This window comes from Subtercola boreus, from assembly GCF_003399645.1.
Taxonomy (GTDB): Bacteria; Actinomycetota; Actinomycetes; order Actinomycetales; family Microbacteriaceae; genus Subtercola; species Subtercola boreus_A.
Genome location: NZ_NBXD01000020.1, coordinates 44,537 through 68,197, shown reverse-complemented (window position 1 = coordinate 68,197; position 23,661 = coordinate 44,537). Strand labels below are relative to the sequence as shown.

The following is a 23,661-nucleotide window of genomic DNA, read 5'->3' as shown; positions in this document are numbered from 1 at the left end:
AACGCTACTCCCGGTACAGACGCCCACGCCGCTCGAGGTGGTGAGCCGATCTCCCCCTTGGCAGGGCCGCGCGGGTGTGGTTGCCTGAACGGGTGAGCGAATCCCTGCCGATCTTCCCCCTCGGTGCTGTTCTGTTCCCCTACATGCCGTTGCAGTTGCGGCTGTTCGAGGAGCGGTACCTCGTCATGCTCTCGAAGGTGCTCGAGACCGAGCCTTCGGAGTTCGGTGTGGTGCTCATCGAACGCGGCCAGGAAGTGGGCGGCGGCGAACAGCGCTTCCGCCACGGAACGGTGGCACAGATCGCCCAGCTCGAAGCGCCCGAAGGGTATGTCGTGCTCGTGGCCGTCGGCACGAGGCGGTTCACCGTCGACGAATGGATGCCCGACAACCCCTATCCCGAGGCCTCGGTCACCGACGTCCCGCTGCTCGACTGGCACGACGACCTGCTGCCGCTCCGCGACGAAGCCGAGATCGCGGTGCGGAGCGTTCTGGCACTCGCGGCCGAGCACGGTGAACAGGAGTGGCCGGCCGACCTGCAGCTCTCGGAGGAGCCCCGCGCCGCGGCCTGGCAGATCGCCGGCCTCGCCCCGGTGGGCCCGCTCGACCAGGTGAAGCTGCTGCAGTCGACCAGCATGCGCGAACTGCTCACGTCAGTGATCGCGCTGACCCGCGACGTCGAAGAGACCTACCGAACGATCTGGCCGGATGCCGGCGAGGCTGGGAGCGACCCGGGTTCGACCGGTGAAGACCTGGCCTGACGCTTCGTAATCCGACAGTCGCCTGAGCATCCGCTCGCACGGCAGGAGGCTCCGAGGTCGCTGCGGTTATCGTTGAGGCGTGCCAACTTTCTCCCTCGAATCGCGTCGTCGGGCAGCCGTCTCGCTGCTCGTGGGGCTCGTCTTCGCAGGGGTCGTGGCCGGTGCCGGGGCGGCCTCGCCCGCGCTGGCGCACGACGTGGTGGTGTCGTCCACCCCCGACGACGGCGAGGTGCTCACCGAGCCGATCAAGACGGTGTCGATGACGTTCAGCGACGACATCCTGATGGGTGCGGGCGCGGTGGCCCTGATGACCGTGACCGACATCGACGACGGCCACCACGAATCCGGTTGCGTCAGCATCGACGGAGACTCCGTCTCGACCGATGTCGCGCTCGGTGAGTCGGGGGAGTACCTCGTGACCTGGCAGGTCGTCTCGTCCGACGGGCACCCCACCTCCGGCACCTACACCTTCGAATGGAAGCCGTCGATGCCCACGGCCACGACCACCGCCATGACGTACTCGCCGACCTGCGGCGATGCATGGTCGGGTACGGCGCAGTCCACATCGTCGGGGCTCGAGAGCGCAACGGCCACCGCGGCGCCGGTCGAGCCGGGCACCCTGCCCCTGAACGCTGTGCCCGAGCCGACGATGACCATCCTGAACTCGGCGCCCGCCGGGCAGACCGATCACTCTGCTCTGACGGTTCCGCTGTTGATTGCGCTGATCGTCGGCATCGTCGCGGTGCTCTCGGCGGTTGTCGTGATCGTCATGCGACGCATCCGCCGCACGTGATGCGGTCGCAGCACGTCGACCGCTAAACTGGGCGAGCACGCTGCACCATTCCAACTGAATACTGCTGGCCACAAGGTCGTCGCGGGAGAGCCCCAGAACCAGGGGGGCACCGAAGGAGCAAGTCTCTCCACCAATCTCTCAGGTATGCGTACCGCGTCGAACTGGCCGCTCTGAAAAGAAGTCCTGCCGAACAGGTGGGGGCTCGCCCACGGTGAAAGCCGCTCGCGCCAGGCGCGTGCGGTGAAACTCTCAGGCACCATGACAGAGGGGGAGTTCGAGGGTGGCCGACTGGCCGTCCGTCACGTTCATCAGCCTGCCCGCCGTTCCGCCTCCCGCGGCCGGCCGGCACGCCGGTCGAGACCAGGAGAACTCATGCCAGACAGTCCGGGCCAGCACGCTGCAGACCCCCAGCCCGTCATCGCCTCGCCCGACGCGACCCTCCTCGACGCGACCGCCACGCCTTCCGAACCCCTGGTGCTCTCGCCACTGAATGAGGTGCACGTCGCTGCGGGCGCGGGCTTCACCGACTTCGCGGGCTGGCAGATGCCCGTGCGTTACTCGAGCGACCTCGCCGAGCACCGGGCGGTTCGTGAGTCGGCGGGCATCTTCGATCTGTCCCACATGGCCGAGATCCGCGTGCAGGGGCCCGAGGCCGCCGCCTTCCTCGACTACGCCCTCGCCGGCAGGCTCTCGGCGATCGCGATCGGCCAGGCGAAGTACAGCCTGCTCCTCACGCCCGACGCCGGCATCGTCGACGACCTCGTGGTCTACCGCCGCGGCGACACAGACTTTCTCGTCGTGGCCAACGCGGGCAACCAATACCAGGCGCTCGGCGCCCTTCTCGAGCGCGCGGCCTCCTTCGACACGTCGGTCACCGACGAGAGTGACGACACCGCTCTGATCGCGGTGCAGGGCCCGAAGGCGCGGGCCATCGTGCAGGCCGTGCCGGGCATCCATTTCCTGACGGCGCCCGCAGGGGCTCCGGATGATCGGCTGCACCCCCTCGACACACTGAAGTACTACTGGTCGGTCGACGCCGAGTACGCGGGCCAACCGCTGTTCGTCGCCCGCACCGGCTACACCGGGGAAGACGGTTTCGAGCTGTACGTTCCGGCGGCCCTGGCGTCGGCGCTCTGGAGAGACCTGGTCATCGCCGGCGAGCCACACGGGCTCGTTCCCGCCGGTCTCGCCTCGCGCGACACCCTGCGGCTCGAGGCCGGCATGCCGCTCTACGGCCACGAGCTGGGGCTCGACACAAAACCCGCCCAGGCGGGCCTCGGCCGGGTGCCGAACCTCGCCAAGGGCGACTTCGTCGGTCGTGAGGCGCTCGAGCGCGACGCGGCGAACGACACGGCCGTGCCCGGGCGCGTGCTCGTGGGCCTGGTGGGCGAGGGGAAGCGCGCGGCCCGTGCCGACTACGAGATCTTCGCCCCCGCGACATCCGGAGCCGACGCCGGAGCCGACCCCGGCGCAGCAGCAGCTGCAGCCGACGCAGCGGCCCCTGTCGGCCTCGTCACCAGCGGCGTACTGTCGCCCACCCTCGGCCACCCGGTCGCCATGGCCTACGTCGACCCCGCGTTCGCCGCTGTCGGCACCGAGGTCGCCATCGACATCCGCGGAAAGCGCCTCGCCTTCCGCGTCACCACCCTGCCGTTCTACCGCCGAGAGAGAGACTGACGTGACCGACTTCGACCAGCTGCGCTTCACCGCCGAGCACGAATGGGTGCGCCTCGCGCCCGCTGACGCTGAGGCCGGAACGGCACCGAGCGCCACCATCGGCATCACGGCCTACGCCGCCGACAAGCTCGGCGACGTGGTCTTCGTCGACCTGCCCGATGCCGGCGTCGAGATCGCCGACGGCGCGGTCGTGGGCGAGATCGAGTCCACCAAGTCGGTGGGCGAGCTCTTCGCCCCCGTGAACGGCACCGTCCTCGAGAAGAACGCGGCCGTCGAGGATGCGCCCGAGCTGGTGAACAGCGACCCCTACGGCGAAGGCTGGCTGATCCGCGTCGAGTACACCGAGCTTCCCGAACTGCTGAACTACGCCGACTACCAGGCGTTGCTCGGCGACGAGGCGGAATCCGTCCAGTGAGCATTCCCTTCGAAAGCCGCCACATCGGAACCGACGCAGCGGCCCAGCGCGTCATGCTCGACGCTCTCGGCTACGACTCCGTCACCGCCCTCGTCGAGGCAGCCGTTCCGCAGTCGATCCACGCCTCCGACGTCGGGGAGGGGTCGGTCATCCCCGAGCCCGCCACCGAGCGCGAGGTCTCGGCCGAGCTCCGGGAGCTTGCGAACCAGAACAGCGTCAAGCGCTCGATGATCGGCCTCGGTTACTACGACACGATCACCCCCGCCGTCATCAAGCGCAACGTCTTCGAGAACCCGAGCTGGTACACGGCCTACACGCCGTACCAGCCCGAGATCTCGCAGGGCCGGCTCGAGGCCCTCATCAACTTCCAGACGGTGGTGGCCGAGCTCACCGGGCTCACGACCTCGAACGCGTCGATGCTCGACGAGTCGACCGCTGTGGTCGAGGGCATGCTGCTCGCCCGCCGCGCCAGCAAGCAGAAGTCCGCCACCTTCGTTGTCGACGCCGATGCCCTTCCCCAGACCAAGTCCCTGCTCGCCTCGCGGGCCGAAGCGGTCGGCATCGAGCTCGTCGAGCTCGAGCTGGCGACGACGGCCCCGGATGACCTTCCCGAGGCATTCGGCGTCTTCATCCAGTATCCCGGGGCATCCGGGCGTATCGCCGACCCCCGTCACCTCATCGAGAAGGCGCACGCCGGTGGTGGCCTCGCGGTCGTCGCGGCCGACCTCCTGGCACTCACCCTGCTCGAGTCGCCCGGCTCGATGGGGGCGGATGTCGCGGTCGGCACCTCCCAGCGCTTCGGCGTGCCGATGGGCTTCGGCGGCCCGCACGCGGGCTACATGGCCGTGCGCAAGGGTCTCGAACGACAGCTGCCCGGCCGCCTCGTCGGCGTCAGTGTGGATGCTGCGGGAAACCGCGCCTACCGTCTGAGCCTGCAGGCGCGCGAGCAGCACATCCGCCGCGAGAAGGCGACGTCGAACATCTGCACCGCCCAGGTGCTGCTCGCCATCATGGCCGGTATGTACGCGGTCTACCACGGCCCCGACGGTCTTCGGGCCATTGCGACCGAGGTGAACGCCCGGGCGATCGCGCTGGCGACGACACTCCGCGCCGGCGGCTTCGAGCTCGCGCACGAGCACTTCTTCGACACGCTCACCCTGCTCGTGCCGGGCCGCGCCCGTGCCCTCAGCGACGCCGCGTACGACCGGGGCTACCTCGTGAACGTGGTCGACGACGACACCCTGTCGGTCTCGGTCGATGAGACGACGACGCAGCACGACCTGATGCAGCTCACGCTGGCCCTCGACGCCGTCCCACGGGGCACGGCGACGTACTCCCGCGTGCTGCCCAGCCTGCCCGAGGGTCTCGCCCGCACCACCGACTACCTCACCCACCCCGTCTTCAACACGCACCGCTCGGAGACGAGCATGATGCGCTACCTCAAGCGCCTCTCCGACTACGACTACGCGCTCGACCGAGGCATGATCCCGCTCGGCTCCTGCACGATGAAGCTGAACGCGGCCACCGAGATGGAGGCCGTGAGCTGGCCCGAGTTCGCGGGGCTGCACCCGTTCGCACCCCGCGACGATGTCACCGGTTACCTCTCGCTGATCGACCAGCTCGAGACGTGGCTCGCCGAAGTCACCGGCTACGACTCGGTGTCGCTGCAGCCGAACGCCGGGAGCCAGGGCGAGCTGGCGGGCCTCCTCGCCATCCGCGGCTATCACCGGTCGCGCGGCGACGATTCCCGCACCGTCTGCCTCATCCCGTCGAGCGCGCACGGCACCAACGCAGCATCCGCTGTGCTCGCCGGCATGAAGGTCGTCGTCGTCGCGTGCGACGAGCTCGGCAACGTCGATGTGGATGATCTGCGAACCAAGATCGGTGAGCACGCCAGCGCACTGGCCGCGCTGATGATCACGTACCCCTCGACGCACGGAGTGTACGAGCACGACGTGGTCGACATCTGCCGCCTGGTGCACGAGGCCGGCGGGCAGGTCTACGTCGACGGCGCGAACCTCAACGCGGTGCTCGGCTTCGCGCGTTTCGGCGAGTTCGGGGGCGACGTGTCGCACCTCAACCTGCACAAGACGTTCTGCATCCCCCACGGCGGCGGCGGACCGGGCGTCGGTCCGGTGGCCGCGCGGGCCCACCTCGCTCCGTTCCTGCCCGGACACGCCTTCGCACAGAAGCAGGAGCACCCTGTGGTCGACGGCACCTCTTCCGGCGGCACCTCTTCCGGCGGCACCGTCGTGCACGCCGGCGGCGCCGTCTCGGGTGCGCCCTACGGCAGCTCCAGCATCCTGCCCATCAGCTGGGCCTACGTTCGCATGATGGGTTCCGAGGGACTCAAGCAGGCGACCGGTGCGGCCGTGCTGGCGGCGAACTACGTGGCCGTGCGGCTGCGCGACCACTTCCCGGTGCTGTACGCCGGCGACAACGGACTCGTGGCGCACGAATGCATTCTCGACCTCCGGCCACTGAAGGATGCGACGGGCGTGACGGTCGACGACGTCGCCAAGCGTCTGGTCGACTACGGCTTCCACGCTCCGACGATGAGCTTTCCGGTCGCCGGAACGCTGATGGTCGAGCCGACCGAGAGCGAAGACCTCGCCGAGATCGACCGGTTCATCGAGGCGATGATCGCCATCAGGGCCGAGGCCGATGCGGTTCAGGCGGGGGAGTGGCCGGCGGGAGACAACCCGCTGGTGAACGCCCCGCACACCGCGCAGTCGATCGCGGTCGGTTCGTGGGAGCACCCGTACGACCGGGAGCGCGCGGTGTTCCCCGTGCCGTCGCTGATCTCGCACAAGTACTGGCCGCCGGTTCGCCGCATCGACCAGGCCTACGGCGACCGCAACCTGTTCTGTGCGTGCCCGCCACCGGAGGCCTTCGAATAGTCCGTGAGCCTTCCTCAGTCGGGTAGCATGTGAGGGATGGCCCTTGACACTGAACCCGTCCGGCGAGTCCGGCGCATCCGCTCGTTCGCTGCCCGCGGCGGGGTGGTGCTCGGCCTGCTGCTGGGTCTGATCGGGCTCGATGCGGCGTCGGCCGCCCCGGCCCTCGCCGACCCCGTGTACTCGTCGGGCGGCTGCGACATCAACCGGGCGGTCGACGGCCCGGTTGCCGGCGGCAGCCAGTGCGCCGGGGCCGACCTGAGCGGCGAGAAGCTGGCGCAGTCGGCCTTCCAGGGCGCTGACCTGTCGGGTGCCGACCTGGCGAAGGCCGATGTTCAAGACTCGAACTTCACCGGCGCGAACCTGTCGGGCGCCGACTTCAGCGCCACGCGCATCGTCAGCGCCGACTTCACGGGGGCGGGCATCGTGCCGGCCACGGTCGACGTGACCGCCGACTCCGCCGACGGGGCGCCGGTCACCTTCACGCCGGCGCTTCCGACGGGGCTCAGCCTGGTCGGCTGCACCATCGCGGGCGAGGCTGTCGAGTCAGGGGCGATCTTCCCGCTCGGTATGTCGGGCATCGTCTGCTCGTTTGCGTCGTCACGCCCCAACGAGACGGCGACCGCCCTCGTGAAGATCTCCGTCACGACACCGGCCACCACGGCGCCGCCGGTTCCGGTGTTCACCGACGCCCCGGCGACCACGGGCGCTGCGGCTTCGGGTAGCACCAGCCAGGGGCTGCCTCGGGAGACGCTGACGCTGCTGCTGATCGGTGGGGGCGCGGTTCTGCTCCTCGGGGTGGTGGGGCTGGTCGTCCGGGGTGCCCGCGGTTCGCGCGGGGGCGGTCGCCACGGCGACGGGCCGGGCGGCTACTGACAGGGCGGGCATCCCCGTGCCGCCTACACGGCCGCTGACAGCGGCCGGCACCTCCGAGAGCCGCCCCCTCCGGCCCTCCGCCCCTAGAAGAACTGCGGAAAGGTCGCCAGCGCCCAGGCGTACCCGACGAACGAAGCGATGTCGATGATCCAGTGCGCGATCACCAGCGGCACCACCCTGCCCCAGCGCAGGTACAGCCAGCCGAACACGACCCCCATCACGACATTGCCGATGAACGGCCCGAAGCCCTGGTAGAGGTGATAGCTGCCGCGAAGCACGGCGGCGGCCAGGATGATGGACCACTTCCGCCAGCCCATCCGTTCCAGCCGGTCGTAGAGGTACCCCACCACGATGAGCTCCTCGGTCAGCGCTGCGCGCAGCGCCGACAGGATCAGTACCGGGATGCTCCACCAGTAGGTGCTCGCCGGCGCCGCCGAGACATCCACGGTGATGCCCAGCGCCCGTCCGACGAAGTACAGCGCGATGCCCGGCACCCCGATCACCAGCACCAGGAACACCCCGCGCAGGATGTCGCTGCCCGGGTGCCGCGCATCGAATCCGAGTCGGCGGAACGGGTTCACGCCGGAGCGGGCGAGCAGGTAGAACGCGAGGACGACCGGAACCAGGGCGAAGAAGATCGCGAGCAGCTGGTAGATCAGGTCGAAGGTGGGGCGGTCGCTCAACGCGCCGTTCAGGCTCGTGGACTGGGAGGCCAGGGTCTCGCCGATGGTCAGCTTGTTGAGCAGGGAGACGACGGAATAGACGGCCGAAGCACCGAGCGAGAGGCCCAGCACGACGAGCACCTCGAGCCCGAGCATCCGGCGACTGTCACCGACCGAGTGAGGATCCATCATGCCGCCACTTTCTTGCGTTTTTTGTAAGAATGCACAAAGAATGTGCAAAGAGCACAATAAAACGGTGATTTTAGTTTCTAGTATGTAACTTTTTGCACGCGCATTTGCCTCTGGCCCCCACCCCTTTTAGGGTACTCGGTAGTCAACGCGCACGACTGAGAGCTGGTCGTGGGCATTTTGCGGGGTCTCACACGCATCGCGAGCGACACATTCGGTTCGGCGGCGCGGCCACAAGCCGTGACGCTGATCAGCCCAGTTTGCACAGGAGGAACTTTGAGAATCAAACGTTACGGAGTGGGCTTTGCGGCTCTGGCTGTCGCCAGTGCCCTCGTGCTCACGGGATGTTCAGGCGGCGGTGCCAGCACACCGACGACGAGCGCCAACACGACGGCGATCATCACGACGAACGGCTCCGAGCCGCAGAACCCGCTGATCCCCACCAACACCAATGAGACCGGTGGCGGAAAGATCACAGACAACGTCTTCGCCGGCCTCGTCTACTACGACGAGAAGGGTGCGGCCGTCAACGACATGGCCGACTCGATCACGACGACCGACTCCACGACCTTCACGATCAAGATCAAGTCGGGCGAGAAGTTCACGAACGGCGAAGAGGTCAACGCCGATTCGTTCATCAACGCCTGGCAGTACGGTGCGCTGCTCAGCAACGCCCAGCTGAACAGCTACTTCTTCGAAGACATCGAGGGCTTCAGCTACGACGCCGACTCACCCCTCACCGGGCTCAAGAAGGTCGACGACCTCACGTTCACCGTGACGCTGACCGCGCCTCACGCCGACTTCCCGCTGCGCCTCGGCTACACGGCCTTCATGCCGCTGCCCGCCGTCGCACTGACGGATGTCGCCGCCTTCGGCGAGAACCCGATCGGTAACGGCCCGTACATGCTGGCCAAGACCGGCGCGTGGCAGCACAACGTGCAGATCGACCTCGTCTCGAACCCCGACTACACCGGTGGTCGCAAGGCCCAGAACGGTGGTCTCACGATCAAGTTCTACGCCAGCGCAGACGCTTCGTACGCCGACCTGCAGTCGAACGCCGTCGACGTGATCGACCAGATTCCCGACAGCGCCTACCAGACGTACACCACCGACCTCGGTGACCGTGCGGTCAACCAGCCTGCGGCGATCTTCCAGTCGTTCACCATCCCGGGCCGCCTCCCGCACTTCAGCGGCGAGGAAGGCCAGCTGCGTCGCCAGGCCATCTCCGAGGCCATCGACCGCGACACGATCACCAAGGTGATCTTCGAGGGAACCCGCACCCCGGCCTCCGACTTCACCTCCCCGGTGATCGACGGCTGGAGCGATTCCATCGAAGGCTCCGACGTGCTGAAGTACAACGCCGACGACGCGAAGGCACTGTGGGCCAAGGCCGACGCCATCTCGCCGTGGACCGGTACTTTCCAGATCGCGTACAACGCTGACGGCGGCCACCAGGGCTGGGTCGACGCTGTGGTGAACAACCTGAAGAACAACCTCGGTATCGACGCCTCAGGCGCCCCGTCACCGACGTTCGCCCAGGTTCGCACCGCGATCACCGACCGTACGATCCAGACCGCGTTCCGTACCGGATGGCAGGCCGACTACCCCGGTCTGTTCAACTTCCTCGGACCGATCTACGCGACCAACGCCGGCTCGAACGACGGAGACTACTCGAACCCCGCGTTCGACGCTCTGCTCACCAAGGGCTCCAGCGAGTCCGACACCGCGGCGGCCAACAAGGACTACCAGGATGCCCAGGCGATCCTGTTCAAGGACCTCCCGGCCATCCCGCTCTGGTACTCGAACGTGACCGGTGGATACGGAACCTCCGTCTCCAACGTGCACTTCGGGTGGAACTCCGTGCCGCTGTACTACGAGATCACCAAGAACTAGTCAGCCCATAGAATCGAGGGGCGGCAGCCTAGGCTGCCGCCCCTTTTCACGCCAGTGTCTTCCCACCACAAATCAAAGGCTGATCCACGATGGCAGGATATATTCTGCGCCGCCTCCTGCAGGCGATCCCCGTCTTCATCGGAACCACGTTCCTCATCTACTTCATGGTCTTCGCCCTGCCGGGCGACCCGATCATCGCTCTCTTCGGCGACAAGACCCCCAACCCCGCGGTCGTCGCCCAGCTCCGGGCCCAGTACCACCTCGACCAGCCGTTCGTCGTGCAATACCTCATCTACATGGGCGGCATCTTCCGCGGTGACTTCGGCATCTCGTTCTCCGGCCAGCCCGTGACCGAGATCCTCGCACGCACCTTCCCGGTGACGCTCCGCCTCGCGGTCATCGCCCTGCTCATCGAGACCATCGCCGGCATCCTCGTCGGAATGGTCGCGGGCCTTCGCAAGGGAAAGCTGTTCGACGGAACGACGCTCGCCATCAGCCTCATCCTGATCTCGCTTCCGGTCTTCGTGATCGCCTTCGTGGCGCAGTTCGTCTTCGGCGTGCAGCTGGGCTGGGCGCGCACCACGGTGGGGGAGGGCGCACCCACCATCGACCTGATCCTGCCCGCCATCGTGCTGGCGAGCATCAGCTTCGCGCAGATCGTCAGGCTCACCCGGTCATCGGTGATCGAAACGTCGAGCCTCGACTTCGTGCGAACGGCCTACAGCAAGGGTCTCGGCCGCGGCCGCATCATCCCCGTGCACATCCTGCGCAACTCGCTCATCCCCGTGGTCACCTACCTCGCCACCGACTTCGGAGTGCTGCTGGTCGGCGCGACCGTGACGGAGGGCATCTTCAACGTTCCCGGCGTCGGCAATACTCTCTACCAGGCGATCATTCGCGGTGAAGGGCCCACGGTGGTCTCGTTCGTCACCGTGATGGTTCTGATCTATCTGCTCGTGAACCTCGCTGTCGACCTGCTCTATGGTCTGCTCGACCCAAGGATCCGCTATGTCAAATGAATTCACTCCGGTGCCCTCCACCGGTCCGGCCACGCAGGAACGCTCGCGAAACCATTTCGTCGCGCCCCTCGAGGAGACCCCGCTCGTCGCCATCGACGTCGTCAAGGTCGCCGAGAAGCCCAGCAACCTCTGGATCGATGCCTGGCGTGACGCGCGCCGCCGCCCGATCTTCTGGATCTCGGGTGTGCTCATCCTGCTGGTGCTCGTCGTCGCCGTCTTCCCCGGGCTCTTCACCAGCGTGGCGCCGAACAACGACTGCCAGCTGGCGCTGTCGAACGGTGGGCCCACCGCCGGTCATCCCCTCGGCTTCACCAAGCAGGGCTGCGACGTCTACTCGCGCATCATCAACGGAACGTCGACTTCGCTGACGGTCGGCATCATCGTCATCCTGCTGACGACCGTGCTCGGTGTCGTGTTCGGTGCCTTCGCCGGTTTCTACGGCGGCTGGATCGACTCCGTGCTGTCGCGCATCGGCGACATCTTCTTCTCCATCCCCTACATCCTGGCCGCCGTGGTCATCATGTCGGTTCTCGCCCAGTACCGAAGCGTCTGGACGATCTCGCTCGCCATCGGCATCTTCGCGTGGCCCTCGACGGCGCGCGTGCTGAGGGCCGAGATCCTGTCGGTGAAGCAGAGCGACTACGTCATGGCGTCGGAGGCGCTCGGGGTGTCGAAGCTCCGCATCCTCTTCCGGCACGTGCTGCCCAACTCGATCGCCCCGGTGATCGCGATCACGACCATCTCGCTCGCCGCCGCGATCGTGGCCGAAGCGACGCTGTCGTTCCTCGGCGTGGGTCTCGGCAGCGACATCATGTCGTGGGGCAACGAGATCAACCAGGCCCAGCGCGACATCCGGACCCATCCGCAGACCCTGATCTACCCGTCGGTTGCACTGTCGGTGACCGTGTTCGCCTTCATTCTGATGGGCGAAGTCATTCGAGAAGCACTCGACCCGAAAGCGAGAGCACTCCGATGAGCTCAGTTTCCAACCCGCGCCGGGATGCCGGCGCCCCCCTCCTCGAGATCAAGAACCTCCAGGTCGGGTTCCAGACCCAGAACGGCACCGTGCAGGCCGTCCGCGGCGCCTCGCTCTCGCTCCGCGCCGGGGAGACCCTCGCCATCGTGGGCGAATCAGGATCGGGCAAGTCCACCACCGCGCACGCGATCATCAACCTGCTTCCCGGCTCCGGTCGCATCACCGGCGGCGAGATCCTGTTCGAGGGCCGCGACCTCGCGAAGCTCTCGCAGAAGGAGATGGAAGACGTTCGGGGCAAGCTGATCGGCTTCGTGCCGCAGGACCCGATGTCGAACCTCAACCCGGTGTGGAGCATCGGCTTCCAGGTCGAGGAGGCCATCAAGGCCAACGGAATCGCCACGGGCAAGCGGGAGATCAAGAAGCACGCGATCGAGGTGCTGAAGGAGGCCGGTCTCGGCGACGCCGACAAGCGGCTCCGCCAGTTCCCGCACCAGTTCTCGGGCGGAATGCGCCAGCGCGTGCTGATCGGTATGGGGCTGTCGTCCCGGCCGAAGCTGCTGATCGCCGACGAGCCGACCTCTGCTCTCGACGTCACGGTTCAGCGAACCATTCTCGACAACCTCGACAAGCTCACCCGCGAGATCGGAACGGCCCTGCTGTTCATCACCCACGACCTGGGCCTCGCCGCCGAGCGGGCCGAGCACCTCGTGGTGATGTACAAGGGGCAGGTCGTCGAGTCGGGCCCGTCGCGCGAGATCCTCCAGAACCCGCTGCACCCCTACACCCAGCGTCTCGTTGCCGCGGCTCCGAGCCTGGCGTCGCGTCGCATCCAGTCGTCGTCGCACTCGCTCGGCGATCTCGACTACTCGGCTCCGAGATCGGTCGAGGGTCTCGACCTCATCGCGGCTGCCGAACATCGCGCCGAACTGCAGGCAGAGGCGCCCCAGCGCGAGGACTCGATCGTGGTCGAGAACCTCACCAAGGTCTACAAGATCCGCGGCGCCAAGGGTGATTTCAAGGCCGTCGACGACGTGTCTTTCGCCATCGAGCGCGGAACCACCACCGCGCTGGTGGGCGAGTCTGGCTCGGGCAAGTCGACCGTGGCCAAGATGCTCCTGCGCCTCGAAGACGCCACCGACGGCAAGATCCTCATCAACGGCACCGACACGGCTCCGCTGAGGGGCAAGGAGCTGCTGGCGCTGCGGCGTCGCATGCAGCCCGTCTTCCAGGACCCCTACGGGTCGCTCGATCCACTTCGCAACATCGGCAACACCATCGGCGAGCCCCTGGTAACCCACAACATCGGCGACCGAACCTCACGCCGTGAGCGCGTGCTCGAGCTGCTCGAGCAGGTGTCGCTGCCGGCCACGCTGTCGACCCGGTACCCGAACGAGCTCTCGGGCGGGCAGCGGCAGCGCGTCGCCATCGCTCGGGCTCTGGCGCTGAAGCCCGACATCGTCATCCTCGACGAGGCCGTCTCGGCACTCGACGTGCTGGTGCAGGCACAGATTCTGCAGCTGCTCTCCGACCTGCAGGGCGAGCTGGGGCTGACGTACCTCTTCATCACGCACGACCTGGCGGTGGTGCGGGTGATCGCCGACAACGTCTGCGTCATGCAGCGCGGGCGCATTGTGGAGAAGGCGAGTACCGACGAGGTCTTCGACCGCCCGCAGATGGAATACACTAAAGAGTTGCTGAATGCGATCCCCGGGGCTGGAATTGCCCTCGGAGTCTAACTCCGCGTTCACTTCCTGCGTGTATTCTCCTGCTGGGTCTGGGCCGTCAGGTCTGGGCCGTCAGGTCTGGCCCCGGAGGGAAGAAAACCCCCGGGCGTCGCAGCCCCAACCCGTTCATTCGCGGGCTCGCCACCAGTATGAGTCCGCACAACTTTGAGGACTATCATCCATGGCGTCAGCCACCCGCGATGACCTACGTAACGTAGCGATCGTTGCCCACGTCGACCACGGTAAGACCACGCTCGTCGACGCGATGCTCAAGCAGACCAACTCGTTCGACGCCCACTTCGAGGGCGAAGACCGCATGATGGACTCGAACGACCTCGAGCGCGAAAAGGGCATCACCATCCTGGCCAAGAACACCTCGGTGCTCTACAGCGGCAAGCACGCAGATGGCAAGAACATCGTCATCAACGTCATCGACACCCCGGGCCACGCCGACTTCGGTGGTGAGGTCGAGCGCGGCCTCTCCATGGTGGATGGCGTCGTGCTGCTCGTCGACGCGTCAGAGGGCCCCCTGCCGCAGACCCGCTTCGTGCTCCGCAAGGCGCTCGAGGCGAACCTCCCGGTCATCCTGCTGGTCAACAAGACCGACCGCCCGGATGCCCGTATCGACGAGGTCATCGCCGAGAGCCAGGACCTCCTGCTCGGCCTCGCCTCGGACATGTCGGACGACCACCCCGACCTCGACCTCGACGCTGTGCTCGACGTGCCGATCGTCTACGCCTCTGGCCGTAACGGCGCCGCCTCGAACAACAAGCCCGAGAACGGCACCCTGCCCGACAACGATGACCTCGAGCCGTTGTTCGAGGCCATCCTGAAGCACGTTCCGGCACCGGTCTACGACGACGAGCACCCGCTGCAGGCGCACGTCACCAACCTCGACGCCTCACCGTTCCTCGGCCGCCTCGCCCTGCTCCGCATCTTCAACGGCCACATCAAGAAGGGCCAGCAGGTCGCCTGGGTGCGCCACGACGGTTCGGTACAGACCGTCAAGCTCACCGAGCTTCTGATCACCAAGGCCCTCACCCGCTTCCCGACCGAGACGGCCGGCCCCGGCGACATCGTCGCCATCGCCGGAATCGAAGAGATCACCATCGGCGACACGATCAGCGACCCCGAGGATGTTCGGCCGCTGCCGATCATCACGGTCGACGACCCCGCCATCTCGATGACCATCGGCACGAACACGTCGCCGATGATCGGTCGCACCAAGGGCTCCAAGGTCACCGCCCGCATGGTGAAGGACCGCCTCGACCGCGAGCTCGTCGGTAACGTCTCGCTGAAGGTCGTCGACATCGGCCGCCCCGATGCGTGGGAGGTGCAGGGCCGTGGAGAACTGGCTCTCGCCATCCTCGTCGAGCAGATGCGACGCGAGGGCTTCGAGCTCACCGTGGGCAAGCCGCAGGTGGTCACCAAGCAGGTCAACGGAAAGACGCATGAGCCGTTCGAGCACCTGACGGTGGATGCGCCCGAGGAGTTCCTCGGCGCGATCACCCAGCTGCTCGCGTCTCGGAAGGGCATGATGACGACCATGCAGAACCACGGCACCGGCTGGGTCCGCATGGAGTTCATCGTTCCGTCGCGTGGGCTCATCGGGTTCCGCACCGAGTTCCTCACCACCACGCGTGGCACCGGCATCGCGAACGCGATCTCGCACGGCTACGACGCGTGGGCCGGCCCCATCGTCACCCGCAACAACGGCTCCATCGTGGCCGACCGTTCGGGCGTCGTGACGCCGTTCGCCATCGTCAACCTGCAGGAGCGCATGTCGTTCTTCGTCGAACCGACGCAGGAGGTGTACGAGGGCATGGTCATCGGCGAGAACTCGCGCGCCGACGACATGGACGTCAACATCACCAAGGAGAAGCAGCTCACCAACATGCGCCAGTCGACGTCTGACACGTTCGAGCGCATGACGCCGTCCCGCAAGCTCACGCTCGAGGAGTCCCTCGAGTTCGCCCGCGAAGACGAGTGCGTCGAGGTGACCCCCGAGTGGGTGCGCATCCGCAAGGTCGAGCTCTCGGCGCAGGCGCGCCAGCGCAGCGCCTCGCGCGTCAAGAGCCAGAACGCGAACGCCTAGGTTCTGCTGAACCACTGAGCGGCGCGGTTCGCGCCCGCTCCCGAAGCCCTCGCCGGCCGAGTCCTCGACTCGCCGGCGGGGGCTCCGTCGTTTCCGGCCCAGGCCGTCTCGCGTCACGGGAACCCACCCGGACTGAGCCCAGTCGATCCTCCGGTGTATTCGGGTCGGGTCTTCCCGGCTCCGTCCGAGCGGGAAGCGCGCCTTCTGGTGCGACGGCCGGGGTGTTAGCGCCACTTATCGCGGGAATGGACGCCATTTCGATCCTCCGCCGCACCATTGGGCGCGGGCCCCCACGAACGTGTCGGTTCTGCGCTCGGCTGCTGGCAGGTAGCTAGGCGGGCGGGCAGACAGGGGTGGGGTGGGAGACAGGGGTGGCGTGGGAGACAGGGGTGGGGTCGGGTGGGGTCAGTCGGCGTCGGCGTAGGAGTCGACGATGCTGATGTCGAGCGGCACGTCGAGCGGAAACTGGCCGAAGAGCAGGCGGGTGGCGGATGCTGCGGAGGCACGGATGGCCTCCGCGACCTCCTCGGCCAGCGCCGCCGGGGCGTGCACGATGACCTCGTCGTGCAGGAAGAACACGAGGTGCGGCGCCCGCGCGAACGGCGCTGCCGCCCGCCCCGCGACCACCGCTGCGCCGCCCCCGACGCCCGCTCCACCCTGGAGGGCGGCGGTGCTCGCCCCGCCCTGCAGGGCAGCAGTGCCCGCCTGACCCTGGAGGGCAGTGGTGCCCGCCTGACCCTGGAGGGCAGTGGTGACCGCCCTACTCTGGAGGGCAGTGGTGCCCGCCTGACCCTGGAGGGCAGTGGTGCCCGCCCCGCCCTGGAGGGCTGCGGTGACCGCCTGACCCGGGAGGGCAGTGGTGCTCGCCCCGCCCTGGAGGGCGGCGGTGCCCGGCCCACCCGCGGCTACGGTCGGTGGCTGCGTGGTGCCGGGGCGAGCGGACGTCGCGGGCGCGGTGGGAGGAGTCGCCGCGGTGGTGGCGGGTGCAGTGGCGGGGTTTCCGGGGGCCGGGCCGGTGGTGGTCGTGCTCACGGCGGCGTGAGCTGCGGCGGGAGCGGCCGCGGGAGCGGCGGTGGGACGGACGCTGCGGCCGGCGGACCTGAGCTCGGCGAGGCGGGCGGCCATGGCGGCGACGGGGTCGGCGGCCTTGAAGGGGGAGTCCGCGGCCTTGCGGCGTTCGCGCTCGGCGATCTCCGCCTCGATGGCGGCGATCCGCGCGGCCTCCCGTTCGACCGGTGACAGTTCCGCGGCCGCCGTGGCGTCGGCCGAGGCATCCGCGTCGGTGGCGACGCCAGCGGCACCGCCGGCGAGACCGTCGTGTGCGGGGTGTGCGGTTGCAGGGCCGGGCGCAGCCGGTGATCCGGACGCGACGGCGGCTGGCGCGACGGCGGCTGGCGCGACGGCGGCGGTGGCGGCGGGGGAGCCGGCGCCGGGCGCCGAGGGCTCGGGCGCGGCGAGTGTGGTCGCAGAGGGGTCCGGCGCGGCCGGCTCGAGCTCGGGCTCGAGCTCGGGCTCCGGCTCGGGTGCAAGGGCCGCCAGGCGGCGGCGGAGGTCGGCCAGCCAGCACAGCGCCCAGTCCGCCGCGCTCGCCTGAACCACGAAGTTGCGCGTGAAGCGACCCCAGTCGCGGGCTTCCCGCCGCGCCAGCTGCTGCACACGCTCGTCGGGGGCGCCCTCCCGCGCGAGCGCCTGCGTCTCCCACCAGGTCTCGGCGGGGCGCGGGGCGCTGCGGCCGAGGCGTGAGGTGACGATCTCGCCCCGCTCGCCGGCCCGCGCGGCGGTCTCGACGTAGTCCAGCGCGGTGGGGAACGCGCGCGCCAGCCGCGGCAGCAACCGCCCGCTCTCACCGCTGGTGGCACCGTACATCGCCCCGAGCATCGCCACCTTCGCCTCGGCCCGCGTCTTCACCGCACCGCTCTCGACGATCCCGGCGTACAGGTCGGAGCCCCGGCCGGCCGCCGCCATCACGGTGTCGGCCGAGATGCCGGCGAGGATGCGCGGTTCGAGCTGCGCCGCATCGGCGACGACGAGCTTCCAGCCGTCATCCGCTGTGACCGCACGACGCACCTGTTTCGGCAACTGCAGCGCGCCCCCGCCGCGCGCGGCCCAGCGCCCCGACACCACCCCGCCCGGCAGGTAGTCGGGGTGGAAGCGGCCGTCTCTGACCCACGACGCCATCCACGACCATCCATTTGCCGTGAAGAGACGCGACAGCTTCTTGTATTCGAGCAGGGGCGGGATCACCGGATGCTCGATTGCCTGCAACTCCCAGGAGCGCGTCGTTGTGACACTGAGCCCGGCGGCGCGGAGCGCGCGCAGCAGCTCCTGCGGCGAATCCGGGTTCAGCTGGGGTGCGTCGAGCGCCCGCCGCACGGCCTGGGCGAGCGCTTCGAGGCGGGCCGGGCGCTGCCCGGCCGGTGCCTCAGGCCCCAGGAGCTCGGTGAGCAGTTCGTCGTGCACGCCTTCGTGCCAGGGCAGCCCGGCATGCGTCATCTCTGCGGCGACGAGTGCGCCCGCCGACTCCGCCGCAATGAGCAGCCGCAGCCGGTTCGGCTCGGTGGCGGTGCGGATGGCGTCGAGCTGCAGCACGAGCTCTGCGACGGCCTCATTCGCCAGCACCTCCTCATCGTCGGGGCCGCCGGGTTCGACGGCGCCGTCGAAATCGAACGCCACCGCCGAGCCCGCGGCATCCCGTTCACCGTCGTCGGCGGCAGCCCCCGGACCGGTGGGCGGCGCTGTCGCATCCCACTCGCCACGGGTCGACAGGGCGAGCCGACTGCCCGCAGAGAGAGCGGATGATCGAAGGATCGCCCGCGTCAGCCGAAGGTCGTGGCACCGGTCGACACGGACCCCGTGCGCCAGCAGCCAGCCGTATCGGCTGGCCGTGTCGGCCCACACCCACCGTGGATTCTCGAGCTCCAACGCTTCGACGGCCTCCGCGAGGTCGTCGCCGGCGAGCTGTTGGGCAGGCTCATCGGGGCCCGGCAGACCGGAGTCGTCGAGCGGCGTGAGGGTGGCGCTGCCCGTTGGGGCACCGGAGATGACGACGTACACGCTTCCATTGTGGTCGCTCGAGGCGGTGGCGGCTGTCGCCTCGCGGGGGGCTGGGAACATCGCCACATTCCCAATGCAGGTAACCCTTACTAAGTGTAGGCTTACCTATGTTCCGTCGACCGGCGAGCATTTCGATCCTGCGCACAGCGCCCTCGAGCTGGAGATCCCCCACTTGCTTGCCACGTTCGTCATCGGCCTTCGCGAAGGGCTCGAAGCCGCGCTGATCGTCGGTATCATCGCAGCCTTCCTGAAGCGCAACGGGCACTCGCTCAAGTCGATGTGGGTCGGTGTCGTCGCAGCCATCGCCCTCAGCATCGGTGTCGGTGTGCTGCTCGAGGTCATCTCCGTCGGCCTGCCGCAGGCTGAACAGGAGGGCATGGAGTCGATCATCGGGGCCGTCGCCGTCGTGATGGTCACGGTCATGATCGTGTGGATGTCGAAGCACGCACGCAACATGCGCTCGGAGCTCGAGTCCGAGGCAGGCGATGCCCTCGCACAGGGTTCTGTTCTCGCGTTGGCCGTCATGGCCTTCCTCGCAGTGCTGCGCGAAGGCTTCGAGACCAGCGTGTTCCTGCTGGCGGCGTTCCAGTCCTCGGTCAGCCCGGTCATCGCCGGCGCCGGCGCCGTTCTCGGCCTCCTCGTCTCCGTCGCGATCGGCTACGCCATCTACCGGGGCGGCATCACGCTGAACCTCGGTAGGTTCTTCACCGTCACGGGTGTCTTCCTCGTCTTCGTCGCCGCGGGTCTGGTGATGAGCGCCCTCCGAACCGCCCACGAGGCAGGGTGGATCGTGATCGGCCAAGGCGCCACGGTCGACCTCTCCTGGCTCGCGCCGGCCGGCTCCGTGCAGGCTGCGCTCGTCACGGGCGTGCTCGGTGTGCCGGCCGACCCCCGAGTGGTCGAGGTGCTCGGGTACCTGCTGTACCTCGTACCCGTTCTGCTCTTCGTGCTCTGGCCGCGGTCGCTCCGCCCCGGAGCGCGCGCCCACCGGGTGCAGTTCGGCCTCGCCGCGGCCGCCGCTGTCGCCGCCGTGCTGCTGTTGATCGCCGTGCCCGCTGGCGCGACCGCTCAGGTTGCGGCGGGCCCGAGCGCCCTCACGGCCGCCGACGGCCGCCAGATCGGAACGACCGAGCTCGCCCCGACGCCCACCGGTTTCGAGCTGCGCTCGACCGTGCTCACGCTGTCGACCACCACCGCGCTCGATGCATCCGCCTCGACGACGGAGTCGCACCTGGGCCAGGATGCCCGTGCCTGGGCCGTCACGACCGAAACCGACCCGACGGGCCTTCCTGCCGTGGTCACGCTCGACCAGATCGGCGTGCTGAACGGCGGCCGCACTCCCGTCGGGGTGAACCGCGCCCAGAACCCCGGGCCGTTCGACGCGGTCTGGCAGGTGACGCTGAACCAGCACGTCTGGGCGGTGGGCGACACCCTGCTCGACGCGACCAGCGCGTCGGTCACCACGCTCACGATCTCGGGCGGCGGCCTGACGGCGCCCCGCACCCTCACCGTCAGCGGGGGAGACACCGCCCCAGAGTCGCTCTCCTGGGCGGTGGCCGCCTCCCAGACCGAACTCGTCTCCGGTGCCCTCGCGGCGCAGCAGTCCGAGACCGACGAGGTTGCTCTGTTCAGGTTCTACCTGCCCGCTGTGCTCGCGATCACGGCGCTGGTGCTCGCGGTCTTCGGGCTGCGCGGCCTCCGGGCGACCCGGCGCGGTGCCCGCGACGTGGCGGCCGGGCCGGCGGGTGGCCAGACCGTGGCCGGCCCGAACGGTGGCGCGCAGGCCGGCGATCGCACCGCCGCCGAACGGGATGCGGCCAAGGCTTCGCCCCCGGGCATCCTGAACCCCGCCGCACCCGCAGAGGGCGCCCCCACACCTGTTTCCGCCCGCAGCTGACCCACCCCCGAGGAGCCTCTTCCATGACACCGTCACGCACCCGCTCGGCCCGAAAGCGCCCGGCCACCCGCGCCACGTATGCGCTGCTCGCCGGCCTCGCCGCCGGCAGCCTCCTGCTCGCCGGCTGCTCGAGCTCGACCACCGCGACCGCCGGCAGCACCGCGTCGGCCGACGGTGCGGCTCCCGTGACGAACGGCGCCGCGCAGGTGAAGGTCACCCTGTCGGGCAACGACTGCGCGATGGACTACGCCAGCGCCCCTGCGGGCCCGGTCACCTTCGAGATCACCAACACCGACGCCGCCGGGCTCAGTGAGGTCGAGCTGATGAGCGACAAGCGCATCCTGGGTGAGCGTGAGAACATCGTCGCGGGGCTCAAGTCCGCGTCGTTCTCGGTGACGCTCACGGGCGGCACCTACCAGCTGAACTGCCCGGGGGCGACGACCGAGAACACCGACTTCACGGTGACGGGTGAGGCCACGGCCGAAGCCAGTGACGTGCAGGGCCAGCTCACCGAAGGCACCTCCGGCTACGGAACCTATGTCGAGGGACAGGCTGCGAACCTCGTCGAGGCCGTGGGAGTGCTCGACGCCGCCGTGCAGTCGGGCGACGTGGCCGCCGCGCAGACCGCCTACGCCACCGCCCGCCCGTTCTACGAGCGCATCGAGCCGGTCGCCGAGAGCTTCGCCGACCTCGACCCCGAGATCGACGCCCGCGTCGCCGATGTCGAGCCCGGTGCGGAGTGGACGGGCTTCCACCCGATCGAGAAGGACCTCTTCGAGACCGGCGCGATCACCGACGCGACGAAGGCGCTGAGCACGAAGCTCGTGGCCGACATCGCCCAGCTGCAGACCCTCACCACCGGTCTCACCTACAAGCCCGAGGAGCTCGCCAACGGCGCCTCGAGCTTGCTCGAAGAGGTGCAGTCGTCGAAGATCACCGGCGAAGAGGAGGCGTACAGTCACATCGACCTCGTCGACTTCGTCGCGAATGTCGAGGGCTCGGAGCAGGCCTTCGAGTACCTCAAGCCGGCCCTCACCACGATCGACCCCGATCTGACCGCTTCGATCAGCGCACAGTTCACGTCGGTCGACGCCATGCTCGCGACCTACAAAGACGCGGCCTCTCCCGGCGGCTACGCGCTCTACACCGAGGCGCTCCGCACCTCCGATGCGCCGAAGCTGACCCAGTCGATCCAGGCTCTGCAGTCACCGCTCGCGCAGCTCAGCGAGAAGGTGGCGACGGCGTAGGTGAGACGCAACAGGATCGAACGGGATGACCGGCAGGGCGACCCCGTAGCGCCCGGTCCCAGCGCTGAGCCGAGAGACCAGCACGCGGGTCTCAGCGCTGGGCCGAGAGACCCGCACGCGGGTCTCAGCGCTGGGCCGAGAGACCCGCACGCGGGTCTCAGCCGCCGCGCCTTCTTCGCCGCCGCGGCATCGAGCGCCGCCGCCGGCGCGGCCATCGGCGTCACCGCCACGGGAATCGCGGGCCAGGCCGCCTCGGCCGGTCAGGTCGAACTCACAGCCCAAGCCGACGAGACGTACCCGTTCTATGGGGAGCACCAGGCGGGCATCCGCACCCCGCCGCAGGATCATCTCGTGTTCATGGTCTTCGACGTCACCACCACGTCGGCCAGCGAGCTGCAGGTCATGCTCGCCAAATGGTCTGCGGCGATCGCCCAATACACCGCGGGGCTCGCGGTCGGTGCGGTCGAACCCGAGCGGGAGCTCGCGGTGCCGGGCGACACCGGCGAGGCCGCGGGCATGGGCGCGAACCAGCTGACCGTCACCGTCGGGTTCGCCCCGTCGATGTTCGACGACCGGTTCGGCTGGAAGAAGTACAGGCCCGCCGCACTGAACGACCTGCCTGCGTTCGCCAGCGACGCCCTGACGCCCGAGTTCACCGGCGGCGACATCTGCGTGCAGGCCTGCGCGAGCGATCCCCTGGTCGCCTACCACGCCATCCGCAATCTTGCGCGAATGGCCCGCACCACCGCGACCACACGGTGGACGGTGCAGGGTTTCGGCCGGGCATCCCGAAGCGGCGACCGGGCGACGCCGCGCAACCTGATGGGGTTCAAAGACGGCACCCGCAACATCGAGACCGATGACGATTTCGCCCAGCAGGTGTGGGTGGGTGACGGCAGCGACCAGCCGTGGATGACCGGTGGCAGCTACCTCGTGGCCCGCAAGATCCACATGCTGATCGAGACCTGGGACACCGACTACATCGCCGACCAGCACGCCGTCTTCGGCCGTACGAAGCTCGAAGGTGCCCCGCTGACGGGCACGAAGGAGTTCGACACCCCCGACTTCCAGGCGACCGGTGCCGACGGCAAGCCGGTCATTCCGGCGAACGCCCACGTGGCGCTGGCGGCGCACGAGAACAACAACGGCACCAAGATCCTCCGGCGGGGCTACAACTTCACCGACGGTATCGACAGCGTGGGCCGATTGGATGCGGGACTCATGTTCATCTCGTACCAGCGCGACCCGCAGCAGTTCATCACCCTTCAGCAGAAGCTCGGCTCGATGGATCGCCTGAACGAGTACATCCGCCACGTCGGCTCAGGTGTGTACGCGGTTCCCCCTGGCCTCAGCGCCGCGGGCGACTACTTCGGCAAGGCCCTGTTCGCCTGAGACCGGCGTCGTTCTTCTTCGCACCGCGCTTGGCTGACCGGCAGTTGGGGCAGTGAGAAGAGAAGTAGCGCGACGGCGCTTGACCGCCTTCTCATTA

At 68.5% G+C, this 23,661-nt stretch carries 16 protein-coding genes and 2 riboswitches; of the genes, 14 read left to right on the top strand and 2 right to left on the bottom strand.

Features of this window, described 5'->3' with window-relative positions:
* The first annotated feature begins 92 nt into the window (after positions 1-92).
* The 6 genes from B7R24_RS10510 (at position 93) to B7R24_RS10485 (ending at position 7,416) form a co-directional block, all read left to right on the top strand.
* Complete coding sequence (locus B7R24_RS10510) at positions 93-758, top strand: LON peptidase substrate-binding domain-containing protein (RefSeq protein ID WP_253259403.1); 666 nt, start codon at positions 93-95, stop codon at positions 756-758.
* 79 nt (positions 759-837) lie between these two features.
* On the top strand, positions 838-1,551 hold the full coding sequence (locus B7R24_RS10505) for a copper resistance CopC family protein (RefSeq protein ID WP_116418912.1): 714 nt from the start codon (positions 838-840) through the stop codon (positions 1,549-1,551).
* 72 nt (positions 1,552-1,623) lie between these two features.
* Positions 1,624-1,715: riboswitch (glycine riboswitch) on the top strand.
* A 1-nt stretch (position 1,716) separates the two neighbouring features.
* A riboswitch (glycine riboswitch) is annotated at positions 1,717-1,823 on the top strand.
* Positions 1,824-1,923: 100 nt separating this feature from the next.
* Positions 1,924-3,228 carry a glycine cleavage system aminomethyltransferase GcvT gene (gcvT, locus tag B7R24_RS10500; protein WP_116418911.1) on the top strand — a complete coding sequence of 435 codons (1,305 nt, stop codon included), beginning with the start codon at positions 1,924-1,926 and terminating at the stop codon, positions 3,226-3,228.
* Position 3,229: 1 nt separating this feature from the next.
* Positions 3,230-3,643, top strand: a complete 414-nt coding sequence (gene gcvH, locus B7R24_RS10495; protein ID WP_116418910.1) for a glycine cleavage system protein GcvH — start codon at positions 3,230-3,232, stop codon at positions 3,641-3,643.
* Positions 3,640-6,543 (top strand): aminomethyl-transferring glycine dehydrogenase, encoded by a 2,904-nt coding sequence (gcvP, locus tag B7R24_RS10490; RefSeq protein WP_216363671.1) that lies wholly within the window; start codon positions 3,640-3,642, stop codon positions 6,541-6,543. The genes gcvH and gcvP overlap by 4 nt, the downstream gene beginning before the upstream one ends.
* A gap of 36 nt (positions 6,544-6,579) precedes the next feature.
* Entirely contained in the window at positions 6,580-7,416 is an 837-nt protein-coding gene (locus B7R24_RS10485) for a pentapeptide repeat-containing protein (protein WP_116418908.1), read from the top strand.
* A gap of 83 nt (positions 7,417-7,499) precedes the next feature.
* On the opposite strand, the gene B7R24_RS10480 is transcribed toward B7R24_RS10485, so the two are convergent.
* A complete protein-coding gene (locus B7R24_RS10480) occupies positions 7,500-8,270 on the bottom strand; it encodes a CPBP family intramembrane glutamic endopeptidase (protein ID WP_116418907.1) in 771 nt (256 codons plus the stop codon).
* Positions 8,271-8,549: 279 nt separating this feature from the next.
* Here B7R24_RS10480 and B7R24_RS10475 point away from each other — a divergent pair, with 279 nt between their 5' ends.
* The 5 genes from B7R24_RS10475 to typA all read left to right on the top strand — a co-directional run bounded on the left by B7R24_RS10475 (position 8,550) and on the right by typA (position 15,974).
* Complete coding sequence (locus B7R24_RS10475) at positions 8,550-10,160, top strand: peptide ABC transporter substrate-binding protein (protein ID WP_116418995.1); 1,611 nt, start codon at positions 8,550-8,552, stop codon at positions 10,158-10,160.
* Positions 10,161-10,249: 89 nt separating this feature from the next.
* Positions 10,250-11,179: an ABC transporter permease gene (locus B7R24_RS10470; protein WP_116418906.1), complete on the top strand. Its 930-nt coding sequence runs from the start codon at positions 10,250-10,252 to the stop codon at positions 11,177-11,179.
* Positions 11,169-12,155 (top strand): ABC transporter permease, encoded by a 987-nt coding sequence (locus B7R24_RS10465; RefSeq protein ID WP_116418905.1) that lies wholly within the window; start codon positions 11,169-11,171, stop codon positions 12,153-12,155. The genes B7R24_RS10470 and B7R24_RS10465 overlap by 11 nt, the downstream gene beginning before the upstream one ends.
* Positions 12,152-13,891, top strand: a complete 1,740-nt coding sequence (locus B7R24_RS10460; RefSeq protein ID WP_116418904.1) for a dipeptide ABC transporter ATP-binding protein — start codon at positions 12,152-12,154, stop codon at positions 13,889-13,891. Before B7R24_RS10465 ends, B7R24_RS10460 begins: the two co-directional genes overlap by 4 nt.
* 169 nt (positions 13,892-14,060) lie before the next feature.
* A complete protein-coding gene (gene typA / locus B7R24_RS10455) occupies positions 14,061-15,974 on the top strand; it encodes a translational GTPase TypA (protein WP_116418903.1) in 1,914 nt (637 codons plus the stop codon).
* A 405-nt stretch (positions 15,975-16,379) separates the two neighbouring features.
* On the opposite strand, the gene B7R24_RS18125 is transcribed toward typA, so the two are convergent.
* The gene (locus tag B7R24_RS18125; protein WP_253259402.1) at positions 16,380-19,088 is read right to left on the bottom strand and encodes a bifunctional 3'-5' exonuclease/DNA polymerase; all 2,709 of its coding nucleotides are present in this window, start codon (positions 19,086-19,088) and stop codon (positions 16,380-16,382) included.
* Positions 19,089-19,200: 112 nt separating this feature from the next.
* Between B7R24_RS18125 and efeU the strand changes: the two genes are divergently transcribed.
* From efeU to efeB, 3 genes are read left to right on the top strand one after another with little or no spacing between them, the layout of a single operon-like run.
* Positions 19,201-20,925: an iron uptake transporter permease EfeU gene (gene efeU / locus B7R24_RS17800; RefSeq protein WP_216363670.1), complete on the top strand. Its 1,725-nt coding sequence runs from the start codon at positions 19,201-19,203 to the stop codon at positions 20,923-20,925.
* 23 nt (positions 20,926-20,948) lie between these two features.
* Positions 20,949-22,172: an iron uptake system protein EfeO gene (efeO, locus tag B7R24_RS10440; protein WP_116418902.1), complete on the top strand. Its 1,224-nt coding sequence runs from the start codon at positions 20,949-20,951 to the stop codon at positions 22,170-22,172.
* The gene (efeB, locus tag B7R24_RS10435) at positions 22,173-23,564 is read left to right on the top strand and encodes an iron uptake transporter deferrochelatase/peroxidase subunit (RefSeq protein WP_253259401.1); all 1,392 of its coding nucleotides are present in this window, start codon (positions 22,173-22,175) and stop codon (positions 23,562-23,564) included.
* The last annotated feature ends 97 nt before the right edge of the window (positions 23,565-23,661 follow it).